The organism is Rhodococcus tukisamuensis NBRC 100609, from assembly GCF_001894985.1.
Taxonomy (GTDB): domain Bacteria; phylum Actinomycetota; class Actinomycetes; order Mycobacteriales; family Mycobacteriaceae; genus Rhodococcus_G; species Rhodococcus_G tukisamuensis.
Genome location: NZ_BCXG01000002.1, coordinates 329880 through 347079, shown reverse-complemented (window position 1 = coordinate 347079; position 17200 = coordinate 329880). Strand labels below are relative to the sequence as shown.

The following is a 17200-nucleotide window of genomic DNA, read 5'->3' as shown; positions in this document are numbered from 1 at the left end:
ATCCGCGGAGCGCGCCGGTAATGCGCGGCGCGCGTCCGTCGGAGTCTTCATCAAATTCACGAAGGCAGTGGTGAGATTGGCTAGTCGCGAGGTAAGTCTGGACGGCAAGGTCGCGATCGTGACCGGTGGAGCGTCGGGCCTGGGCAAGGCTGAGGCCCTCGGTCTCGTTCGACAGGGTGCGAACGTCGTGATCAACGACCTGCGCGCCGACGAGAACGCGGACGCGGTACTGGCGGAGGTCGAGGCTCTCGGCGGCAAGGCGCTGTTCGTCGCCGGCGACATCGGGGAACGCGCGACGGCCGACGCACTGATGGCGGCCGCCACCGAGCAGTTCGGCGGCCTCGACATCGTGGTCAACAACGCCGGCATCGTCCGCGACAAGATGCTCTTCTCCATGTCCGACGAGGACTGGGACCTGGTGCTCAAGGTGCACCTGCGTGGCCACTTCCTGCTCTGCCGCAATGCCGCCGTGCACTGGCGCGCCGAGTCCAAGGCGGCGGGCGCGCCGGTCTACGGCCGTCTGATCAACACCTCCTCGGAGGCCGGTCTGCTCGGGCCCGCCGGGCAGCCGAACTACGGCGCCGCCAAGGCTGGCATCACCGCGCTCACGCTGTCGGCCGCACGTGGTCTCGAGCGCTACGGCGTCCGCGCCAACGCCATCTGCCCGCGGGCGCGCACGGCGATGACGGAGAACGTCTTCGGTGACGCGCCGGAGGACGGCATCGATCCGCTCTCGCCCGAGCACGTCGTCAACCTGGTGTCCTACCTGGCCTCGCCGGCCGCGGACTCGATCAACGGTCAGGTCTTCGTCGTGTACGGCCCGATGGTCGCGCTGATGGCGGCACCGGTCGTCGAGCAGCGGTTCGACGCCGACGACGCGCAGTTCAGTCCGGCTGCGCTCGCGGACAAGCTGGGCGGCTACTTCGACGATCGCGACCCGGGTCGGATGTTCGCCGCCACCGCGGCGGTCAAGTCCCTGGGCTGACGACGCCTCGTTAGTTGTGCGAGCAATCTCCCGATTCGGAACACGGGACCTTGCAACCTGGGACAAGATGGTGACCGGCGTGTGCTCGCATCGAGCCGAAACACGCTAGCACGTGTTCTAGAAGTTAGGCGCGTTTCGCCGGCGACGCGGGAGCGGAGTCCGGCCGGATCGCGAGGCACGTGGCTGCGGCGGGTGAGGAAGTGGGGAGTTGACTTCCTCACCCGCCGCGCCGTGTTCGAAGGCCTCCGCCACCGAGCGCTTCCTGCTCGAGTGGTGTTGGTGAATAATCAAGGGGGGCAACGTGGTAAGTCGCACAAGGCTGCGGCGGTCGCTTTCCAACCTGTGTGCGGTCCTGGGCCTCACTCCGGTGGACGAGGCGCCCCGTGCCCCCAGTTCTCTCCTGCTGAACGAAGTCCGGGTTGCCGCGGTGTCGGCCGGCCCGAAACCCGCAATGACCCGCCCGAATGGCTCGAAGGGTGACCGGCTTTGACACAAGAACACGTTCTAGTTAGTATGACCCGGATCACAGACTTTCGGGGGGAATTCTTGCGACCCCCGTCGAGTCTCGTGCACGAGAACTGACGAGGAGGACCGATGAACGACCTCCTCGAGGTGCCATTGCGCGCCGTGGGTGGATTCTTCGCGATGGCGGGGGAGACCTTCCGCGCGATGGGCCAACGCCCGTTCCAGCGCCAGGAATTCATCGACCAGTCCTGGTTCGTGGCCCGGGTCTCGATGGTGCCCACCGTCCTGGTGGCGATCCCGTTCACCGTTCTGGTGAGCTTCACCATCAACATCCTGCTCCGCGAGATCGGCGCCGCCGACCTCAGCGGTGCCGGTGCCGCGCTCGGTGCCGTGACCCAGGTCGGCCCGATCGTCACCGTGCTGATCGTCGCCGGTGCCGGTGCCACCGCCATCTGCGCGGACCTCGCTGCGAGAACCATTCGCGAGGAGATCGACGCGATGAAGGTGCTCGGGATCAACCCGATCCACCGACTTGTGGTGCCGCGGGTGCTGGCCTCGACCGTGGTGGCGCTGCTGCTCAACGGGCTGGTCTCCACCATCGGCATCGTCGGTGGCTTCCTGTTCTCGGTGTTCCTGCAGGACGTGAACCCGGGCGCCTTCGTCAACGGCATCACGCTGCTGACCGGCTTCGGTGAACTCCTGATCTCCCAGCTGAAGGCAGGCCTGTTCGGCATGATCGCCGGCCTCGTCGCCTGCTACCTGGGTCTCAACGTGAAAGGCGGGGCAAAGAGCGTGGGTGACGCCGTGAACCAGACCGTCGTCTTCGCCTTCATGGCGTTGTTCGTCGTCAACGTCCTCGTCACTGCCATCGGCATCAAGCTGACGGCGGGCTGACGGCATGGCACTAGCACTGACTGGACGGTTTCGGGGCACCCGACGAAGCGTCCGCAAGTTCTCCGGCGCCATCGATTCAATCGGTGACCAGGCGCTGTTCTACTGGCGCGCCGTCGCCTCGGCTCCGCGGGCCCTTGTGCACTACCGCAAGGAGACGATCCGGCTGATCGCCGAGATCGCCATGGGCACCGGTGCCCTCGCGGTCATCGGAGGAACCGTCGTCATCGTCGCCTTCCTGACGCTGTTCTCGGGCGGTGTGATCGCCGTCCAGGGCTTCAGCTCGCTGGGCAACATCGGCGTCGAGGCGCTGACCGGTTTCTTCGCCGCGTTCATCAACGTGCGCATCGCCGCGCCGGTCATCGCGGGCATCGGCCTCGCCGCGACGATCGGGGCCGGTTCGACCGCGCAGCTCGGCGCGATGCGGGTCTCCGAGGAGATCGACGCGCTCGAGTCGATGGCGATCCCGTCGATCCCGTACCTGGTCAGCACCCGGGTGATGGCCGGCATGATCGCGATCGTCCCGCTGTACTCGCTGGCCGTGATCGCCTCGTTCATCGCAAGCCGCTTCGCCACCGTGGTGATCAACGGCCAGTCGCCGGGCGTCTACGACCACTACTTCTCGACGTTCCTGATGCCCACGGACATCCTGTGGTCGTTCGCCCAGGCGATCGTGATGGGCCTGGCCGTCATGCTGATCCACACCTACTACGGCTTCACCGCCAGCGGCGGCCCGGTCGGCGTCGGCATCGCGGTGGGCAACGCGGTGCGCACCTCCCTGATCGCAGTGGTCACGGTGACCCTGCTCATCTCGCTCGCCATCTACGGCGGGTCCGGCAACTTCAACCTTTCGGGATAGCGGGATGGCTGATTCGAGTCTCAAGAAGAAGACCGCGGCACTGGTCCTGGTCGGCAGCCTGGTCGCCGCCGCCGTGGTCGCGCTGACCATGTTCTCCGGTGGCTTCACCTCCTCCGAGTCGGTGACTGTCACCGCCCCGCGCTCGGGTCTGGTGATGGACCCGGACGCCAAGGTGAAGTTGCGTGGCGTCCAGGTGGGCAAGGTCGCCTCGATCGAAGAGGACGACGGCCAGGCCCGTTTGGACCTGGCCATGGACCCGTCGACGATGCACCTGATCCCCTCCAACGCGAAGGTGGAGATCAAGTCCACCACCGTGTTCGGCGCCAAGTACGTCAACTTCGTGGTGCCCGAGAATCCGTCCTCGCAGTCGCTGTCCGCGGGCACGAACATCGAGGCCGACTCGGTGACGGTGGAGTTCAACACCCTCTTCCAGAACCTGTCGACTCTGCTGCAGCAGATCGAGCCGGAGAAGCTCAACGCCACCCTCGGCGCCATCTCGTCGGCGTTGAACGGCCGCGGCGAGCAGCTCGGCGAGCTGCTCGAGGAGACGGACCAGTACCTGAAGACGATGAACCCGGTGCTCCCGCAGCTGCAGCAGGACCTCGACAAGGCGGCGAAGGTGACCAACCTCTACGCCGACGTCACCCCGGACCTGATGCACCTGCTCGACAACGCGACCGCCACCAGCGGCACCATCGTCGAGGAGCAGGCGAACCTCGACCTGCTGCTGATGAACGTGACCGGGCTGGCGAACACCGCGACCGACGTCCTGACCGAGAACGAGGCCAACCTGACGAAGGCACTCGCGGACCTGCGTCCTACCACGGCGCTGCTGTCCGAGTACTCGCCGTCCATCGCCTGCCTGATCAGCGGGATGAACAAGGTCCTGCCGGACGCCGAGAAGGCCGTCGGCGGCCTGCAGCCGGGATTCGCCCTGAGCACCAACTTCCTGCCGGGAGCGAAGCCCTACACCTACCCGAAGGACCTGCCCAAGGTGAACGCCTCCGGCGGTCCGAACTGCTGGGGCCTGCCGGACTTCCACCCGAAGAAGGACGGTCACGCCAAGTTCGTCGTCGCGGACACCGGCAACGTGCCCTACCAGCCGTCCACCGAGACCGGCACGAATGTGCCGAAGCTGTTCCAGTGGCTTTACGCCGGCGTCCCCGTAGGAGGGCAGAAGTAATGCGGGCGACCACGGTCAAACTGCTCGTCTTCACCACGGTGATGGCGCTGATCTTCGCCGGCCTCGCCGTCGTGTTCAGTCAGGTCCGGTTCAGCAGCTCGGAGAGCTACCAGGCCGACTTCACCGACGCGTCGGGCATCAAGTCCGGCGACAAGGTGCGGATCGCCGGGGTGCCGGTGGGCGCGGTAGAGAGCGTGCGGGTCGGTGACGACAACCTCGCCGAGGTGAGTTTCAGTGTCGACACGAAGTACCCGCTGCTGCAGAGCACCAAGGCGACTGTGCGCTACGAGAACCTCGTCGGCGACCGCTACCTCGAGCTGCTCGAAGGCGCGGGCTCGACCGAGTCGCTGTCCGACGGCGACACCATTCCGGTGTCGCAGACCGCGCCGGCACTCGACCTCGACCTGCTGCTCGGCGGGTTCAAGCCGCTGCTGCGTGGTCTCGACCCGAACCAGGTCAACGACCTGACCGGGGCACTGCTGCAGGTGTTCCAGGGCCAGGGCGACACACTGGTCTCGCTGCTGGGCAGCACCAGTTCGTTCACCGCCACGTTGGCGGACCGGGACCAGCTGATCGGCGAGGTGATCACCAACCTCAACACCACGCTGACCACGATCAACGACAAGGGAGATCAGTTCTCGACCACCATCGACCAGCTGCAGCAGCTGGTCAGCGGACTGGCCCAGGACAGCGATCCGATCGGCAACGCGATCCCCAAGATCGCCACCGCCACCGGCGACCTGGCGAAGCTGCTCCAGGGCGCGCGGCCGGACCTGCAGAGCACCATCGCGGAGGCCAACCGCGTCGCGACCCAGGTCAACCTCGGTGAGGACCAGGTCGACTGGGTGCTCGAGCGACTGCCGGAGACCTACCGGAAACTGATTCGAACCGGCGCGTACGGCAGCTTCTTCCAGTTCTACACATGTGCTGTCAATTTCAAGTTCTCCGGTCCGGACGGTAAGGACCTCACCCTGCCGGCTCCGGTGGCCCCAGAGCAGACGACGGGAAGGTGCGAGCCGCTGTCATGAACAAGCCTCGTGAAAGAAACCCCGTACAGATCGGGATCATCGGACTTGTCGTCGCGGTCTCGCTGGTACTCGCCGGCCTGCAGTACGACAAGCTGCCCTTCCTCTCCGGCGGGGCGCGCTACCAGGCGCAGTTCGCGGACGCCGGCGGCCTGATGGTCGGCGACTTCGTCACCGTCGCCGGCGTCAATGTCGGCAAGGTGGAGAAGGTCGAGCTCGACAACACCAACGTCCTGGTGACCTTCACCGTGGACGACGGCGTGGTCCTCGGCGACTCCACCGGCGCCGACATCAAGACCAACACCATCCTCGGGCGAAAGTCCCTGCAGGTGGCGTCGGACGGCTCCGGCACGATGCACGTCGGGGACACCATCCCGCTGGCGCGCACCAACTCGCCGTACTCGCTCAACGACGCACTGGGCGACCTCTCGAGGACGGCCTCGGAGCTCGACACCGACCAGCTCAACAACTCGCTCAACGCGATGTCCGACGCGCTGGCGGACACCCCGCCCGAGCTGCGGACCGCGCTGGCCGGCGTCACCCGGCTCTCGCAGAGCATCAACACCCGTGACGAGAGCCTGCGTGACCTGCTCGCCAAGGCGGAGAGTGTCACCGGGATCCTGGGCGAGCGCAGCGGCCAGATCAACTCGCTGCTGGTCGACGGCAACCGCCTGCTCGCCGAGCTCGACCGTCGCCGCAACGCGATCAGCGAGCTCATCGTCAACGTCTCGGCGGTGTCCCGGCAGCTGACCGGGCTGGTCCAGGACAACGAGCAGCAGATGAAGCCGACCCTGGACCAGCTGAACCAGACGGTGGCGATCCTGCAGCGGAACAAGGACAACATCGGGCAGGCGCTCGACGGCCTCGGCCCGTACGCGACCACGCTCGGCGAGGCCGTCGGCAGCGGGCCCTTCTTCATGGCCTACGTGGCGAACTTCGGGGTCGGCCAGCTGACCCAGACCTTCACCGACTCGCTGCTCTGGCCCGAGAACGTGCCGAAGGACCTGCAGCAGTTCCCGGTGCCGAAGATTGAGCTGAAGGACCCCAACCGATGAGCGAGCCGATGGCCGACCGTAAGAAGTGGCTGCTGCGTGGCGGCGTGGCCGCCGTGGTGATCGCGGCGCTCGTCGCGGGGGCGCTCGTCCTGTTCCCCGGACTGGGGAAGAACACGATCACCGCGTACTTCCCGACCACCACAGGCATCTACGCCGGCGACGACGTGCGCGTCCTCGGTGTCACGGTCGGCAAGATCGAGAGCATCGACCCCTCCGGCGACAGCGCCAAGGTGGTGATGAACGTCGACCGCTCGGTGGAGATCCCCGCCGACGCGAAGGCGATCATCGTCGCGCCGAGCCTGGTGGCGGCGCGCTTCATCCAGCTCACCCCGGTGTTCGAGGGCGGCGAGGAGATGACCGACGGCGCCGAGATCCCGGTCGAGCGCACCGCGATCCCCGTGGAATGGGACGAGATCAAGACCGAACTGACCAAGCTGTCGACGGCGCTGGGCCCGCAGGGCAGCGCCGACCAGGGCTCGCTCGGCACCTTCATCGACACCGCCGCGGACAACCTCGACGGCAACGGCGACTCGTTGCGGGCCACGCTGCGTGAGCTCTCGGACACCATGAAGACGCTCTCCGACGGCCGCTCGGACCTGTTCTCCACCATCCGGAACCTGCAGACGTTCGTGACCGCGCTGTCGTCGAGCAACGAGCAGATCGTCCAGTTCGGCGGTCGTCTGGCCTCGGTGTCGTCACTGCTCGCGGAGAACTCCGACGAACTCGGGACGGCGCTCACCGACCTGGACGTTGCGATGGGCGACGTGCAGCGGTTCGTCTCCGAGAACAGCGAGGCCATCAGCGAGCAGGTGGGCCGGCTCGCCGATGCCACCCAGGTTCTTGCGCAGAAGCGGCCCGAGATCGAGAGGGTCCTGCACATCGCGCCCAACGCGCTCGCGAACTTCAACAACATCTACAACCCCGCACAGGGTTCACTCCAGGGTGCACTGGCAACGAACAACACGGCCAACCCGATCAACGCGGTCTGCGGCATGATCCGGGGACTCGAGAACAACAACTCGGATCGCAGCGCGGACCTGTGCACCGAGTTCTTCGGCCCGGTCCTCAACTCGGTTGCGGTGAACTACCCGGGATTCCTGACCAACCCGGCGCTCGGCGCCGGCGCCCTGCCGGGCCAGATCGTGTACAGCCCTCCCAGCCTCGAGGGTTCGGTGCCGGCCCGGACCGCGAAGCCGATCGCGGGACCGCTCGCGGGACTGCCGACCATTGACGTGCCCAAGGACCTCGAGGGCCTGCTGAAGCCGGGAGGCGGCCGATGACCCGCAGGACAAGCCGGCGCCGTACCGCGATCGCGGCGGTGGCGCTCGGACTGACGCTCACCCTCACCGGATGCGAGTGGAACGGGCTGAACTCGGTCCCGCTGCCGGGCACCGAGGGCGGCGAGGACGGCGCCTACACGGTCAAGATCGAGATGCCCAATGTGACTACGCTGTCGCAGAATTCGCCCGTCCGGGTGAACGACGTCACCGTCGGTACCATCTCGGGCATAGAGGTCGACGGATGGCACGCACTGGTGACGGTGTCGCTGAACCCGGACGTCGAGCTGCCCGCGAACGCGACCGCGAAGATCGGCCAGACCAGCCTGCTCGGCTCGCAGCATCTGGAGCTGGCGCCGCCGATCGGGATCGCGCCGCAGGGCACGCTGCAGGACGGGGACCTGATCCCGATCGAGCGGGCCGGAGCCTTCCCGACGACGGAACAGACGCTGTCCTCGCTGTCGGTGGTGCTCAACGGCGGCGGCCTGGCCCAGCTGAACGACATCACCACCGAACTCAATGCGGCCCTGTTGGGCCGGGAGGACTCGGTGCGGGACCTGCTGCCGCAGCTCGACCAGCTGGTCGGCAGCCTGGACAACCAGCGCACCCAGATCGTCTCCGCGATGGAGGGCATCGACCGGCTCTCGACCACGGTCAACCAGCAGAGCGACACTTTGACGGCGGCGCTCGAGGCCGTACCGCCGGCGCTGGAGGTGCTGGTCGGTCAGCGCCAGAACCTCACCAATGCGCTTGTCTCACTGGGTGAGTTCAGTGACGTCGCGACTCGGGTGATCGACCAGAGTGGGGACGACCTGAAGGCCAACCTGCATTCCCTGGCGCCGCTGCTCAATCAGCTCGCCGGTACTGGCAACGCGCTCACCAACGCGCTGTCCGTCTTGCTCACCTTCCCGTTCCCGATGAAGAACCTGGACCAGGTGGTCCGGGGCGACTACGCGAACCTGATGATGACCATCGACATGACCAACAAGCGGTTGGACTCGAGCTTCCTCACCGGCACCGCGCTCGGCGGCACCCTCGGCGGCGTCGAGGGCGCCCTCGGGAAGACGGCGGGCATTGCCGGGCAGGCGAGCAACCCGCTGGCCAGTCCGAAGCCGAAGCCGGCCGCACCCGCAGATGCCAAAGCAGAGCCGAAACCGACAGCAGCACCGTTGATTCCGGGCCTTTCGGACATCCCCGGGCTGTCCCAGATCCCCGGCCTGCAGCAGCTAGGAGCGACCACGCCATGATGCTCACGAAGTTCGTCCGCATCCAGCTGGCAATCTTCTCCGTCCTGACGGTGATCGGACTGGTGGTGATGTCCACCCAGTACGTGCGGCTGCCGGCCCTGTTCGGGATCGGGCAGATCGGGGTCACGGTGGAGCTGCCGTCCACCGGCGGCCTGTACCCGCACGCCAACGTCGCGTACCGCGGCACCAACGTCGGCACCGTCGAAGAGGTGGTGCTCACCGAGACCGGTGTGGACGCCAAGCTCACGATCAGCAGCAGCTACGACATTCCGGCAGACCTCGACGCGCAGGTGAAGAGCGTCTCGGCCATCGGTGAGCAGTACGTGGACCTGATCCCGCGGACCGACAGCGAGCCGTACCTCGACGACGGCGACGTGGTCCCGCTGGACCGGTCCTCGATTCCCCAGGAGATCGGCTCGATGCTCGACCAGGCGAACACGCTGGTCAAGAGCATCTCCGACACCAGGCTCAAGCTGGTGGTGGACGAGGCATTCAAGGCCTTCAACGGTGCCGGACCGGACCTGCAGCGGCTGATCGACTCGGCCCGCCTGTTCGTCCAGGAGGCCAACGCGAACGCGGACGCCACCAAGGTCCTGATCGATCAGGCCGGGCCGCTGCTCGACACCCAGGTGGTCAGCAGCGACGCCATCCGGTCCTGGACCAAGGACCTGGTGACGTTCTCGGACCAGTTGCGCGCAAGCGACCCGCAGCTGCGCAGCCTCCTGGAGAAGGGACCGGCGACCGCCGCCGAGGCGAACGAGCTCTTCCAGGAGCTCAAGCCGACGCTGCCGCTGCTGCTGGCCAACCTGGTCAGCGTCGGCGAGGTGGGCGTGATCTACCACAAGAGCATCGAGCAGGTCCTGGTGCTGTACCCGCCCCTCGCCACCGGGTTGATGACCTCGTTCTACGGGGCGCCGATCGACGAGGGCGCCCTGGTGAACTTCTACCTCCAGGTGAACGACCCGCCGGCCTGCACCACCGGGTTCCTCCCGGCGGACCAGTGGCGCGACCCCAGCCAGGTGGACACCCCGGACAGCCCGTCGGACATGTTCTGCAAGGTGGCGCCGGACGATCCGAGCGTGGTGCGCGGCGCCCGGAACTCGCCGTGCATGGAGTTCCCCGGCAGGCGGGCGGGCACGCCCGAGGAGTGCCGTAGCGAGGCCGGTTACGTTGCCCAGGGCAACAACCCGCCGAACGGGCCGGTCCAGGATCCGTCTGTACCCTCGTACACGACAGTTCCAAGTTCTTACGAGGGAACGTCGGGGGTGCCCGCCACGGCACGCCCGTACGACCCGACAACGGGCAAGTACACCGGCACTGACGGCCGCCTGTACGCCCAGCCGGCGCTCGCGACCGGGGGCAAGCCGAGAGAGGATTCGACGTGGCAGACGATGATGACACGTCAGCAGGGTTGACCCCCGAGGACAGCAGGCCGGCGCCGCGTAGGCGCGCCGGCCGGCCCGCGGGGCCGCCGAAGGACGTGCCCACGGGTGCGGCATCGGGTGAGAGTGGTTCGGCCGCCAAGGCCGATTCCACGAAGTCCGAGTCGAAGACGGTTGAATCGAAGGCAGTCGAGCCGGTGGCAGTCGAGTCGGCGGCGGTCGAGCCGGTGAAGCCCGAGCCGGCCAAGCCCGAGCCGACCAAGCCCGATCTGACGAAGGCTGAGCCGACGGTGGCCGAGCCGAAGACGAGCGCGGCCGAGACGGCCGTGGACGAGACCGTCGTGGACGAGACCGTCGCGGACGAGGAGACGCCGCCGGCCGCACAGGGCCGTCGGCGCCCGCGGCTCGCGGCGATCGTGGCCGGAGTCCTGGTGGCGGCGCTGGCCGTCGCCGCGGTGCTCCTGCTGATCGACCGGACCTCCGCGAACGAGCGCGATGCCCGGCGAAATGCGTTCGTGCAGACCGCGCGTCAGACCATGCTGAACCTGACCACGATCACGCCGGACACCGCGAAGGAGGACGTCGAGCGCATCCTGGCGGGTGCCAGCGGCGAGTTCAAGTCCGAGTTCGACGGCCGGCAGGATCCCTTCGTCAGCGTGGTCAAGGAGGCCTCGGTGACCACCGAGGGCTCGATCGTCGAGTCCGGTCTGGAGAGCGAGAGCGACGACGGGAAGTCCGCCACGGTGCTCGTCGCGGCGCGTGCGAACGTCACCATGCCGGACCAGTCCCAGGGCGGTCCGCGTGACTTCCGCATGCGGGTGACGGTGACGGACGACGGCGGGACCATGACGGCGTCGAAGGTGGAGTTTGTGCCATGAGCGAAGACGACAAGTCGGCCGAGCCCGTGACGGCGGCCGAGCCCGAGGCGACAGAACCTGCCAAGCCCGCCGGCGGCCGCGGTCCGCTGCGGATCGTGCTGGCGGCCGTGGCCGCGCTGCTGGTCCTGGCGCTCGCGGTCGGGGTGGGTGTCCTGTACTACCAGCACCGGCAGGACGTGGCGACCGAGCAGGCCCGGACGGATGCCGTCAAGGCCGCGGGTGAGCAGGCCGTCGCGATGCTCTCCTACGACTACAACAAGGTCGACGACCAGATGGCGGCCGCCGCGGACGGACTCACCGGATCCTTCCGGGAGGACTACGAGAAGCTGGCCGACGAGGTCATCGCGCCGGGCGCCAAGGAGAAGAAGCTCACCGTCCAGGTGAGCGTGCAGGGCGCGGCCCCGGTCTCGGCGAGCCCGGACGACGCGGTGGTGCTGCTGTACCTGAACCAGGTCACCACGAGCGCGGACGCTCCGGACGCGGCGACCACCGGCAGTCGGGTGCGGATGGAGATGCAGAAGGTCGACGGGCGCTGGCTCACGGAGCGACTGACCCCGATCTAGATCGACCGCAGTGACAGAACAACGGCGCCGGCCACGGGATCAATTCCCGTGGCCGGCGCCGTGTTTCGTCGTCTCTAGGCCTTGATCTCGTCGACCAGCAGCGCGGAGCCCGCCACCGAGTCCCGGGCCAGCGCGCTGAGGAACGACTTGGCCCAGCGGTCCACGTCGTGGGCGAGAACCTGACGGCGCAGCGCCCGCATCCGGCGTCGGCCCGCCTCGCGGTCCTGGGTCAGCGCCTCGACCATCGAGTCCTTCACACCGTCCAGGTCGTGCGGGTTGGTCAGGTAGGCCTGGCGCAGTTCCGCTGCGGCGCCGGTGAATTCACTGAGCAGCAGTGCCCCGCCGAGGTCGCTGCGGCAGGCGACGTACTCCTTCGCGACGAGGTTCATGCCGTCGCGCAGTGGCGTCACCAGCATCACGTCCGCGGCGACGAAGAAGGCGACCAGTTCCTCGCGGGGGATGGGGCGGTGCAGGTAGTGCACCACCGGCCGGCCAACCTGTCCGAACTCGCCGTTGATCCGGCCGACCTGCTGCTCGATGTCGCCGCGCATCTGGATGTAGCTCTCGACGCGTTCGCGGCTGGGGGTGGCGAGCTGCACCATGATGTTCTCGGCCGGATCGATCCGGCCCTCCTCGAGCAGCTCACGAATGGCGTTGAGCCGGACGTCGATTCCCTTGGTGTAGTCCAACCGGTCCACGCCCAGCATGATGCGCTTCGGGTTGCCGAGCTCCTTGCGGATCTGCTTGGCGCGGTCGCGGACCACTTTGCTGCGGGAGAGCTCGTCGAGCTTTCCGGAGTCGATCGAGATGGGGAAGGCGCCCACGCGCACGTTCCGGAAGCCCACCTGGACGACGCCGAGCTTGGACCTGACACCGACGTTGCCGCGTGAGGTCGGTTGCCCCGCCAGCCGCCGGGCCAGGTACAGGAAGTTCTGGGCGCCACCGGGCAGGTGGAACCCGATCAGGTCCGCGCCCAGCAGGCCCTCGACGATCTCGGTCCGCCAGGGCATCTGCATGAAGAGCTCGACCGGCGGGAACGGGATGTGCAGGAAGAACCCGATGGTCAGGTCCGGCCGCAGCATGCGCAGCATCTTCGGCACCAACTGCAGCTGGTAGTCCTGGATCCAGACCGTGGCGCCCTCGGCCGCGGCCTCCGAGGCGGCCTCGGCGAACCTGCGGTTGACCTCCACGTACGCGTTCCACCAGGACCGGTCGTAGACGGGCTTGACGATCACGTCGTGGTAGAGCGGCCAGAGGGTGGCGTTGGAGAAGCCCTCGTAGTAGTCCGCGACTTCCTGGGAGCTCAGCCGCACCGGGTGCAGCTCGATGCCGTCCTCGACGATCGGCCCGAGATCTGTGTCCGGCACGCCGGGCCAGCCGACCCAGGCGCCGCTCTTGCCGCGCAGGATCGGCTCGAGCGCGGTCACCAGGCCGCCTGGACTCCGTTTCCAACGCGTGCTGCCGTCGGGCAGGGTCTCCAGGTCGACGGGCAGGCGATTCGCGACAACGACAAACTCCGAGGCTCCAGCGCCCACAGTCTTCCTTCGTTCGAGAGCCGGAACCGCGTGCAGGTCAGCGCCGGCGATCTAGTCGTTCTTGGCCGAAGGGCCGATCCCGAGCATAGACAGCAGCATCCGGCATTCGTCGGCATCGGTCGCATATGCGGCGACGACGCGCTGAGCCTGCCGCGCGGTCTCGTCGGCTACGGGCTCGAGCTCCTCGTCCGCGATGTCGTTCTCGGTGGTCGGCTTGGTGGACATGCGCTTTGTTCCTCCCGGGCGAGCTGCGGGCTGCGCAGCGGGTCGTTCTTGCTGAGCGACTCTATGAGAACGGTGCTGTCCGGCGCTACTTCCGGGTCGTTTAGGGTTCACTAACATCAACCATGGATGGAGGCCCGATGGGGCGCATTCCCGACCGCGTCGGTGGCGCGGCGGTCCTACGTCGGACTCTGGCTCGTAACCGCGGCCGGCTCACGGTCGGCACCGCACTGCTGGTGGTGCACCAGGTCGCCGAGACGATGGTGCCGATCGCGATCGGCGTGATCGTGGGGCGGGCTATCTCCACCGGCGACACCGCGGCCATGATCTGGTCCGTCGTCGGCCTGGGCGCGCTGTTCCTGCTGCTCACGGCCGCGTGGCGCATCGGTGCCCGGCTCATCGTCTTCGCCATGCAGCGCGAGGCGCACCGGTTGCGGGTCGAGGTGGCCGGCCGGATCCTGCATCCGCAGGGAGTGCGGACCGACCTGCGGTCCGGCGAACTGCTCACGGTCGCGACCTCCGACGCCGAGCGTGAGGCGTGGATTCTCGACGCCGTCCCGCGGGCCGTCAGCGCGGTGGCCGCCGCCGTGGTCGCGGCCGTCGCACTGCTGGTGATCGACGTGACGCTTGGGCTGGCGGTCCTGATCGGCACGCCGGTGATCCTCGGGCTGCTGCAACTGGCGGCGCCGCTGATCACCCGCCGGGCGACGGACCAGCAGGCGGCCACCGCGCGGGTGTCGGGGATGGCGACCGACCTGGTGAGCGGGCTGCGGCCGTTGCGTGGACTGGGCGCGGAGACTGTCGCGGCGCGGCGCTACCGCGCGGCCAGCCAGGAGGCGCTCGGCGCGACGCTGCGGGCCGCCCGCACCACGGGCGTGTACATCGGGACGTCGGTGACGGTCAGCGCACTGCTCGCCGTCGCCGTGGCGGGTTTCGCGGGCCTGTTCGCGCTGCAGGGCCGGATCGGCATCGGCGAACTGATCACCGTCGTCGGGCTGTCCCAGTTCGTCATCGAACCGCTGGGCAGCCTTTCCCGGGTGCCTGGCGCGCTGGCGACCGCGCGGGCCTCGGCGGACCGCCTGGCGCTGGTACTCGACGCCGACGAGCTGGTGCCCGCCGGCTCCGGCCCGGCGCCGCAGGCCGCGGGCGTCGCCCTCGAGGACATTCGCTACCGGTCGCTGAGCGGGCTGACGCTGCACGCGCGACCGGGGGAGCTGCTCGCGGTGCTCGCACACCGGCCACAGGACGGTGAGGCGCTGGCGCAGCTGCTGTCCGGGCACGTGCCGCCGGAGGACTACGCCGGGACCCTCTCCGTCGGCGGCGCGGAACTGGCGGAGATGGATCTCGCGCACGCCCGCCGGGCACTGCTGGTGGAACCGCACCACACCGACCTGTTCGCGGGCACCCTGCGGTCCAACGTGGTCGCGGGCCGTCCCGACGCGGAGGCCGACGAGGTGCACCTTGCGCTGACGGCCTCGGCGTCCACCGACGTCGTGGACGCACATCCACAGGGACTCGACCTGGCCGTCACCGATCGCGGCGCCAGCCTGTCCGGCGGTCAACGGCAGCGGGTCGCGCTGGCGCGTGCCCTGGTCGCCCGGACCCCGGTCCTGGTGTTGCACGACCCGACCACCGCGGTCGACGCGATGACCGAGCAGGCCATCGCCGAGGGGATCTCGCGGCTGCGACACGGGGAGGCCGATCCGTTGCTGCACACGACCGTGCTGATCACCAGCAGCCCGGCGCTGTTGGCCGCCGCGAATCGGGTGCTGGTCCTCGGCGAGGGCCACGTGGTCGCCGAGGGCACCCACACCGGGCTCGTCGAGTCCGATGCCGACTACCGGAAGGCGGTCCTGCGGTGAGTGAGTCGCACCGGGAGTTGCTCCCGATTGCCACGGCCGCACAGAGCTGGGCATGGCTGCGCGCGGAGTTCGGCCGGCACCGGGGGCTGACCGCGCTGGCGCTGGGCGTCGCGCTCGTCGGCTCGGCGGTCTCGCTCGTGCCGATCTACGTCTTCGGCGTCCTGGTCGACCGGGTGCGCGAGCAGGCGCCGACCGAGATCATCGTCGGGGTGGTTGCGGTGATCACCGTCGCCGCGATCGTCGGCGGTGTGTTCGCCGGGTGGGCCTCGGTACTGATCAGCCGGCTCGGCGAAACCATGCTGGCGCGGCTGCGGGAGCGGACGGTCGGCCGCGCGCTCACCCTGCCGCTGTCGACCGTGGAGCGGGTGGGCAAGGGCGACCTGCTCTCCCGCGTCGGCGACGACGTCTCGGTGATCGGCAAGGCGGTGGCGGACGTGGTGCCCGGACTGGTCGCCGCCGTGCTGCTGGTCGGGCTGAGCCTGGGCACGATGCTCGGCATCGACTGGCGGCTCGGACTGGCGGGCGCGGTGGCACTGCCGATGTACGCGATCGGGCTGCACTGGTACCTGCCGCGGTCGGGGCCGATGTTCGCGGCCGAACGGGTGGCGATGGGCGACCGGTCGCAGGCGTTGGTGAGCAGCATGACGGGGGCGCGCACGGTGCGGGCCTACGGGCTAGAGGAAGTGCACCTCGCGGAGATCGACCGGGCGTCGGGGCGGGCCCGCGACCTGGCAACCGGGGTGTTCACCCTGTTCACCCGGTTTGCCGGGCGGGGCAACCGCGCCGAGTTCGTCGGCCTGTCGGCGATCCTGGTGGTCGGGTTCGTGCTGGTGAAGGGCGATCTGGTGACCGTCGGCGAGACCACCGCCGCGGCGCTGCTGTTCCACCGGCTGTTCAACCCGATCGGCATGCTGATGTTCACCTTCGGGGAGATCCAGTCCGCCGGGGCGAGCCTGGCGCGACTGGTCGGCGTGGTGAACATTCCGGAGGAGCGGCTCGGTGCGGGCGAGACGCCGTCGTCGGCGGAACTGCGGCTGACCGGCGTGCACCACAGCTACGACGAGGGCCGGGAGGTGTTGCGCGGCATCGACCTCCACCTCGAACCCGGACGCCGGGTCGCGCTGGTGGGGTCCACCGGCGCGGGCAAGACGACGGTGGCCGCGATCGCCGCCGGCTCGATCGAGCCGACCGGCGGGGTGGTCTCGATCGGCGGGGTTCCGTTGCGGGACCTGGGTGACGACCTGCGGCGGCAGGTCGTGATCGTCAGTCAGGAGGTGCACGTGTTCGCCGGCCCGCTCATCGAGGACCTGCGGCTGGCCCGGCCCGAGGCCACCCCCACGGAGGCGGAGGCGGCGCTGGCGACGGTCGGCGCGCTGGACTGGGTGCGCGCCCTGGACGACGGGCTGGACACGGTGGTCGGCGAGGGCGGGCATCTGGTGACGGCGGCGCAGGCGCAGCAGTTGGCGCTGGCCCGCCTGGTGCTGGCGGACCCCGCGGTCGCGATCCTGGACGAGGCGACCGCGGAGGCGGGCAGCGCCGGGGCCCGGGACCTGGAGGAGGCCGCGGCGGCCGCCACCCGGGGACGCACGACGCTGGTGGTGGCCCATCGGCTCACGCAGGCGGTCACCGCGGACCGGGTGCTGGTGCTCGAACAGGGGGCGGTGGTCGAGGACGGTCCGCACGCCGAGTTGGTCGCGGCCGGTGGGCGGTATGCGCAGTTGTGGGCGGCCTGGGAGGGGCGGTAGGGGACGACTCGCGTCGGTTCGGCGGT

General features: G+C 68.8%; 15 protein-coding genes. 13 read left to right on the top strand and 2 right to left on the bottom strand.

Features of this window, described 5'->3' with window-relative positions; all coding sequences use genetic code 11:
• Positions 1-76: 76 nt before the first annotated feature.
• From RT2_RS03600 to RT2_RS03550, 11 genes are all read left to right on the top strand, one after another.
• Positions 77-985: a 3-oxoacyl-ACP reductase gene (locus tag RT2_RS03600; RefSeq protein ID WP_072843136.1), complete on the top strand. Its 909-nt coding sequence runs from the start codon at positions 77-79 to the stop codon at positions 983-985.
• 594 nt (positions 986-1579) lie between these two features.
• Complete coding sequence (locus RT2_RS03595) at positions 1580-2344, top strand: MlaE family ABC transporter permease (RefSeq protein WP_072843135.1); 765 nt, start codon at positions 1580-1582, stop codon at positions 2342-2344.
• A 4-nt stretch (positions 2345-2348) separates the two neighbouring features.
• Positions 2349-3200 carry an MlaE family ABC transporter permease gene (locus RT2_RS03590; RefSeq protein ID WP_072843134.1) on the top strand — a complete coding sequence of 284 codons (852 nt, stop codon included), beginning with the start codon at positions 2349-2351 and terminating at the stop codon, positions 3198-3200.
• A gap of 4 nt (positions 3201-3204) precedes the next feature.
• Positions 3205-4383 carry an MCE family protein gene (locus RT2_RS03585; RefSeq protein WP_072843133.1) on the top strand — a complete coding sequence of 393 codons (1179 nt, stop codon included), beginning with the start codon at positions 3205-3207 and terminating at the stop codon, positions 4381-4383.
• On the top strand, positions 4383-5411 hold the full coding sequence (locus RT2_RS03580; RefSeq protein ID WP_072843132.1) for an MCE family protein: 1029 nt from the start codon (positions 4383-4385) through the stop codon (positions 5409-5411). Before RT2_RS03585 ends, RT2_RS03580 begins: the two co-directional genes overlap by 1 nt.
• On the top strand, positions 5408-6463 hold the full coding sequence (locus RT2_RS03575; protein ID WP_072843131.1) for an MCE family protein: 1056 nt from the start codon (positions 5408-5410) through the stop codon (positions 6461-6463). Before RT2_RS03580 ends, RT2_RS03575 begins: the two co-directional genes overlap by 4 nt.
• Positions 6460-7743: an MCE family protein gene (locus tag RT2_RS03570; protein ID WP_072843130.1), complete on the top strand. Its 1284-nt coding sequence runs from the start codon at positions 6460-6462 to the stop codon at positions 7741-7743. The genes RT2_RS03575 and RT2_RS03570 overlap by 4 nt, the downstream gene beginning before the upstream one ends.
• Complete coding sequence (locus RT2_RS03565) at positions 7740-8987, top strand: MCE family protein (protein ID WP_072843129.1); 1248 nt, start codon at positions 7740-7742, stop codon at positions 8985-8987. The genes RT2_RS03570 and RT2_RS03565 overlap by 4 nt, the downstream gene beginning before the upstream one ends.
• Positions 8984-10402, top strand: coding sequence for an MCE family protein (locus RT2_RS03560; protein WP_072843128.1), 1419 nt, complete (start codon positions 8984-8986; stop codon positions 10400-10402). The genes RT2_RS03565 and RT2_RS03560 overlap by 4 nt, the downstream gene beginning before the upstream one ends.
• Entirely contained in the window at positions 10369-11247 is an 879-nt protein-coding gene (locus tag RT2_RS26270; protein WP_255312497.1) for an Rv1363c family protein, read from the top strand. Before RT2_RS03560 ends, RT2_RS26270 begins: the two co-directional genes overlap by 34 nt.
• Complete coding sequence (locus RT2_RS03550; RefSeq protein WP_092775782.1) at positions 11244-11810, top strand: Rv1363c family protein; 567 nt, start codon at positions 11244-11246, stop codon at positions 11808-11810. Before RT2_RS26270 ends, RT2_RS03550 begins: the two co-directional genes overlap by 4 nt.
• Before the next feature lie 74 nt (positions 11811-11884).
• Here RT2_RS03550 and RT2_RS03545 read toward each other — a convergent pair whose 3' ends face one another.
• Both RT2_RS03545 and RT2_RS25735 read right to left on the bottom strand, forming a co-directional pair.
• On the bottom strand, positions 11885-13345 hold the full coding sequence (locus RT2_RS03545; protein WP_281244398.1) for an alpha,alpha-trehalose-phosphate synthase (UDP-forming): 1461 nt from the start codon (positions 13343-13345) through the stop codon (positions 11885-11887).
• Between the two features lie 51 nt (positions 13346-13396).
• The gene (locus tag RT2_RS25735; RefSeq protein WP_169888127.1) at positions 13397-13570 is read right to left on the bottom strand and encodes a hypothetical protein; all 174 of its coding nucleotides are present in this window, start codon (positions 13568-13570) and stop codon (positions 13397-13399) included.
• A 137-nt stretch (positions 13571-13707) separates the two neighbouring features.
• Between RT2_RS25735 and RT2_RS03540 the strand changes: the two genes are divergently transcribed.
• Positions 13708-15429, top strand: a complete 1722-nt coding sequence (locus tag RT2_RS03540; RefSeq protein WP_072843242.1) for an ABC transporter ATP-binding protein — start codon at positions 13708-13710, stop codon at positions 15427-15429.
• On the top strand, positions 15426-17174 hold the full coding sequence (locus RT2_RS03535) for an ABC transporter ATP-binding protein (protein WP_072843126.1): 1749 nt from the start codon (positions 15426-15428) through the stop codon (positions 17172-17174). The genes RT2_RS03540 and RT2_RS03535 overlap by 4 nt, the downstream gene beginning before the upstream one ends.
• Positions 17175-17200: the final 26 nt, after the last annotated feature.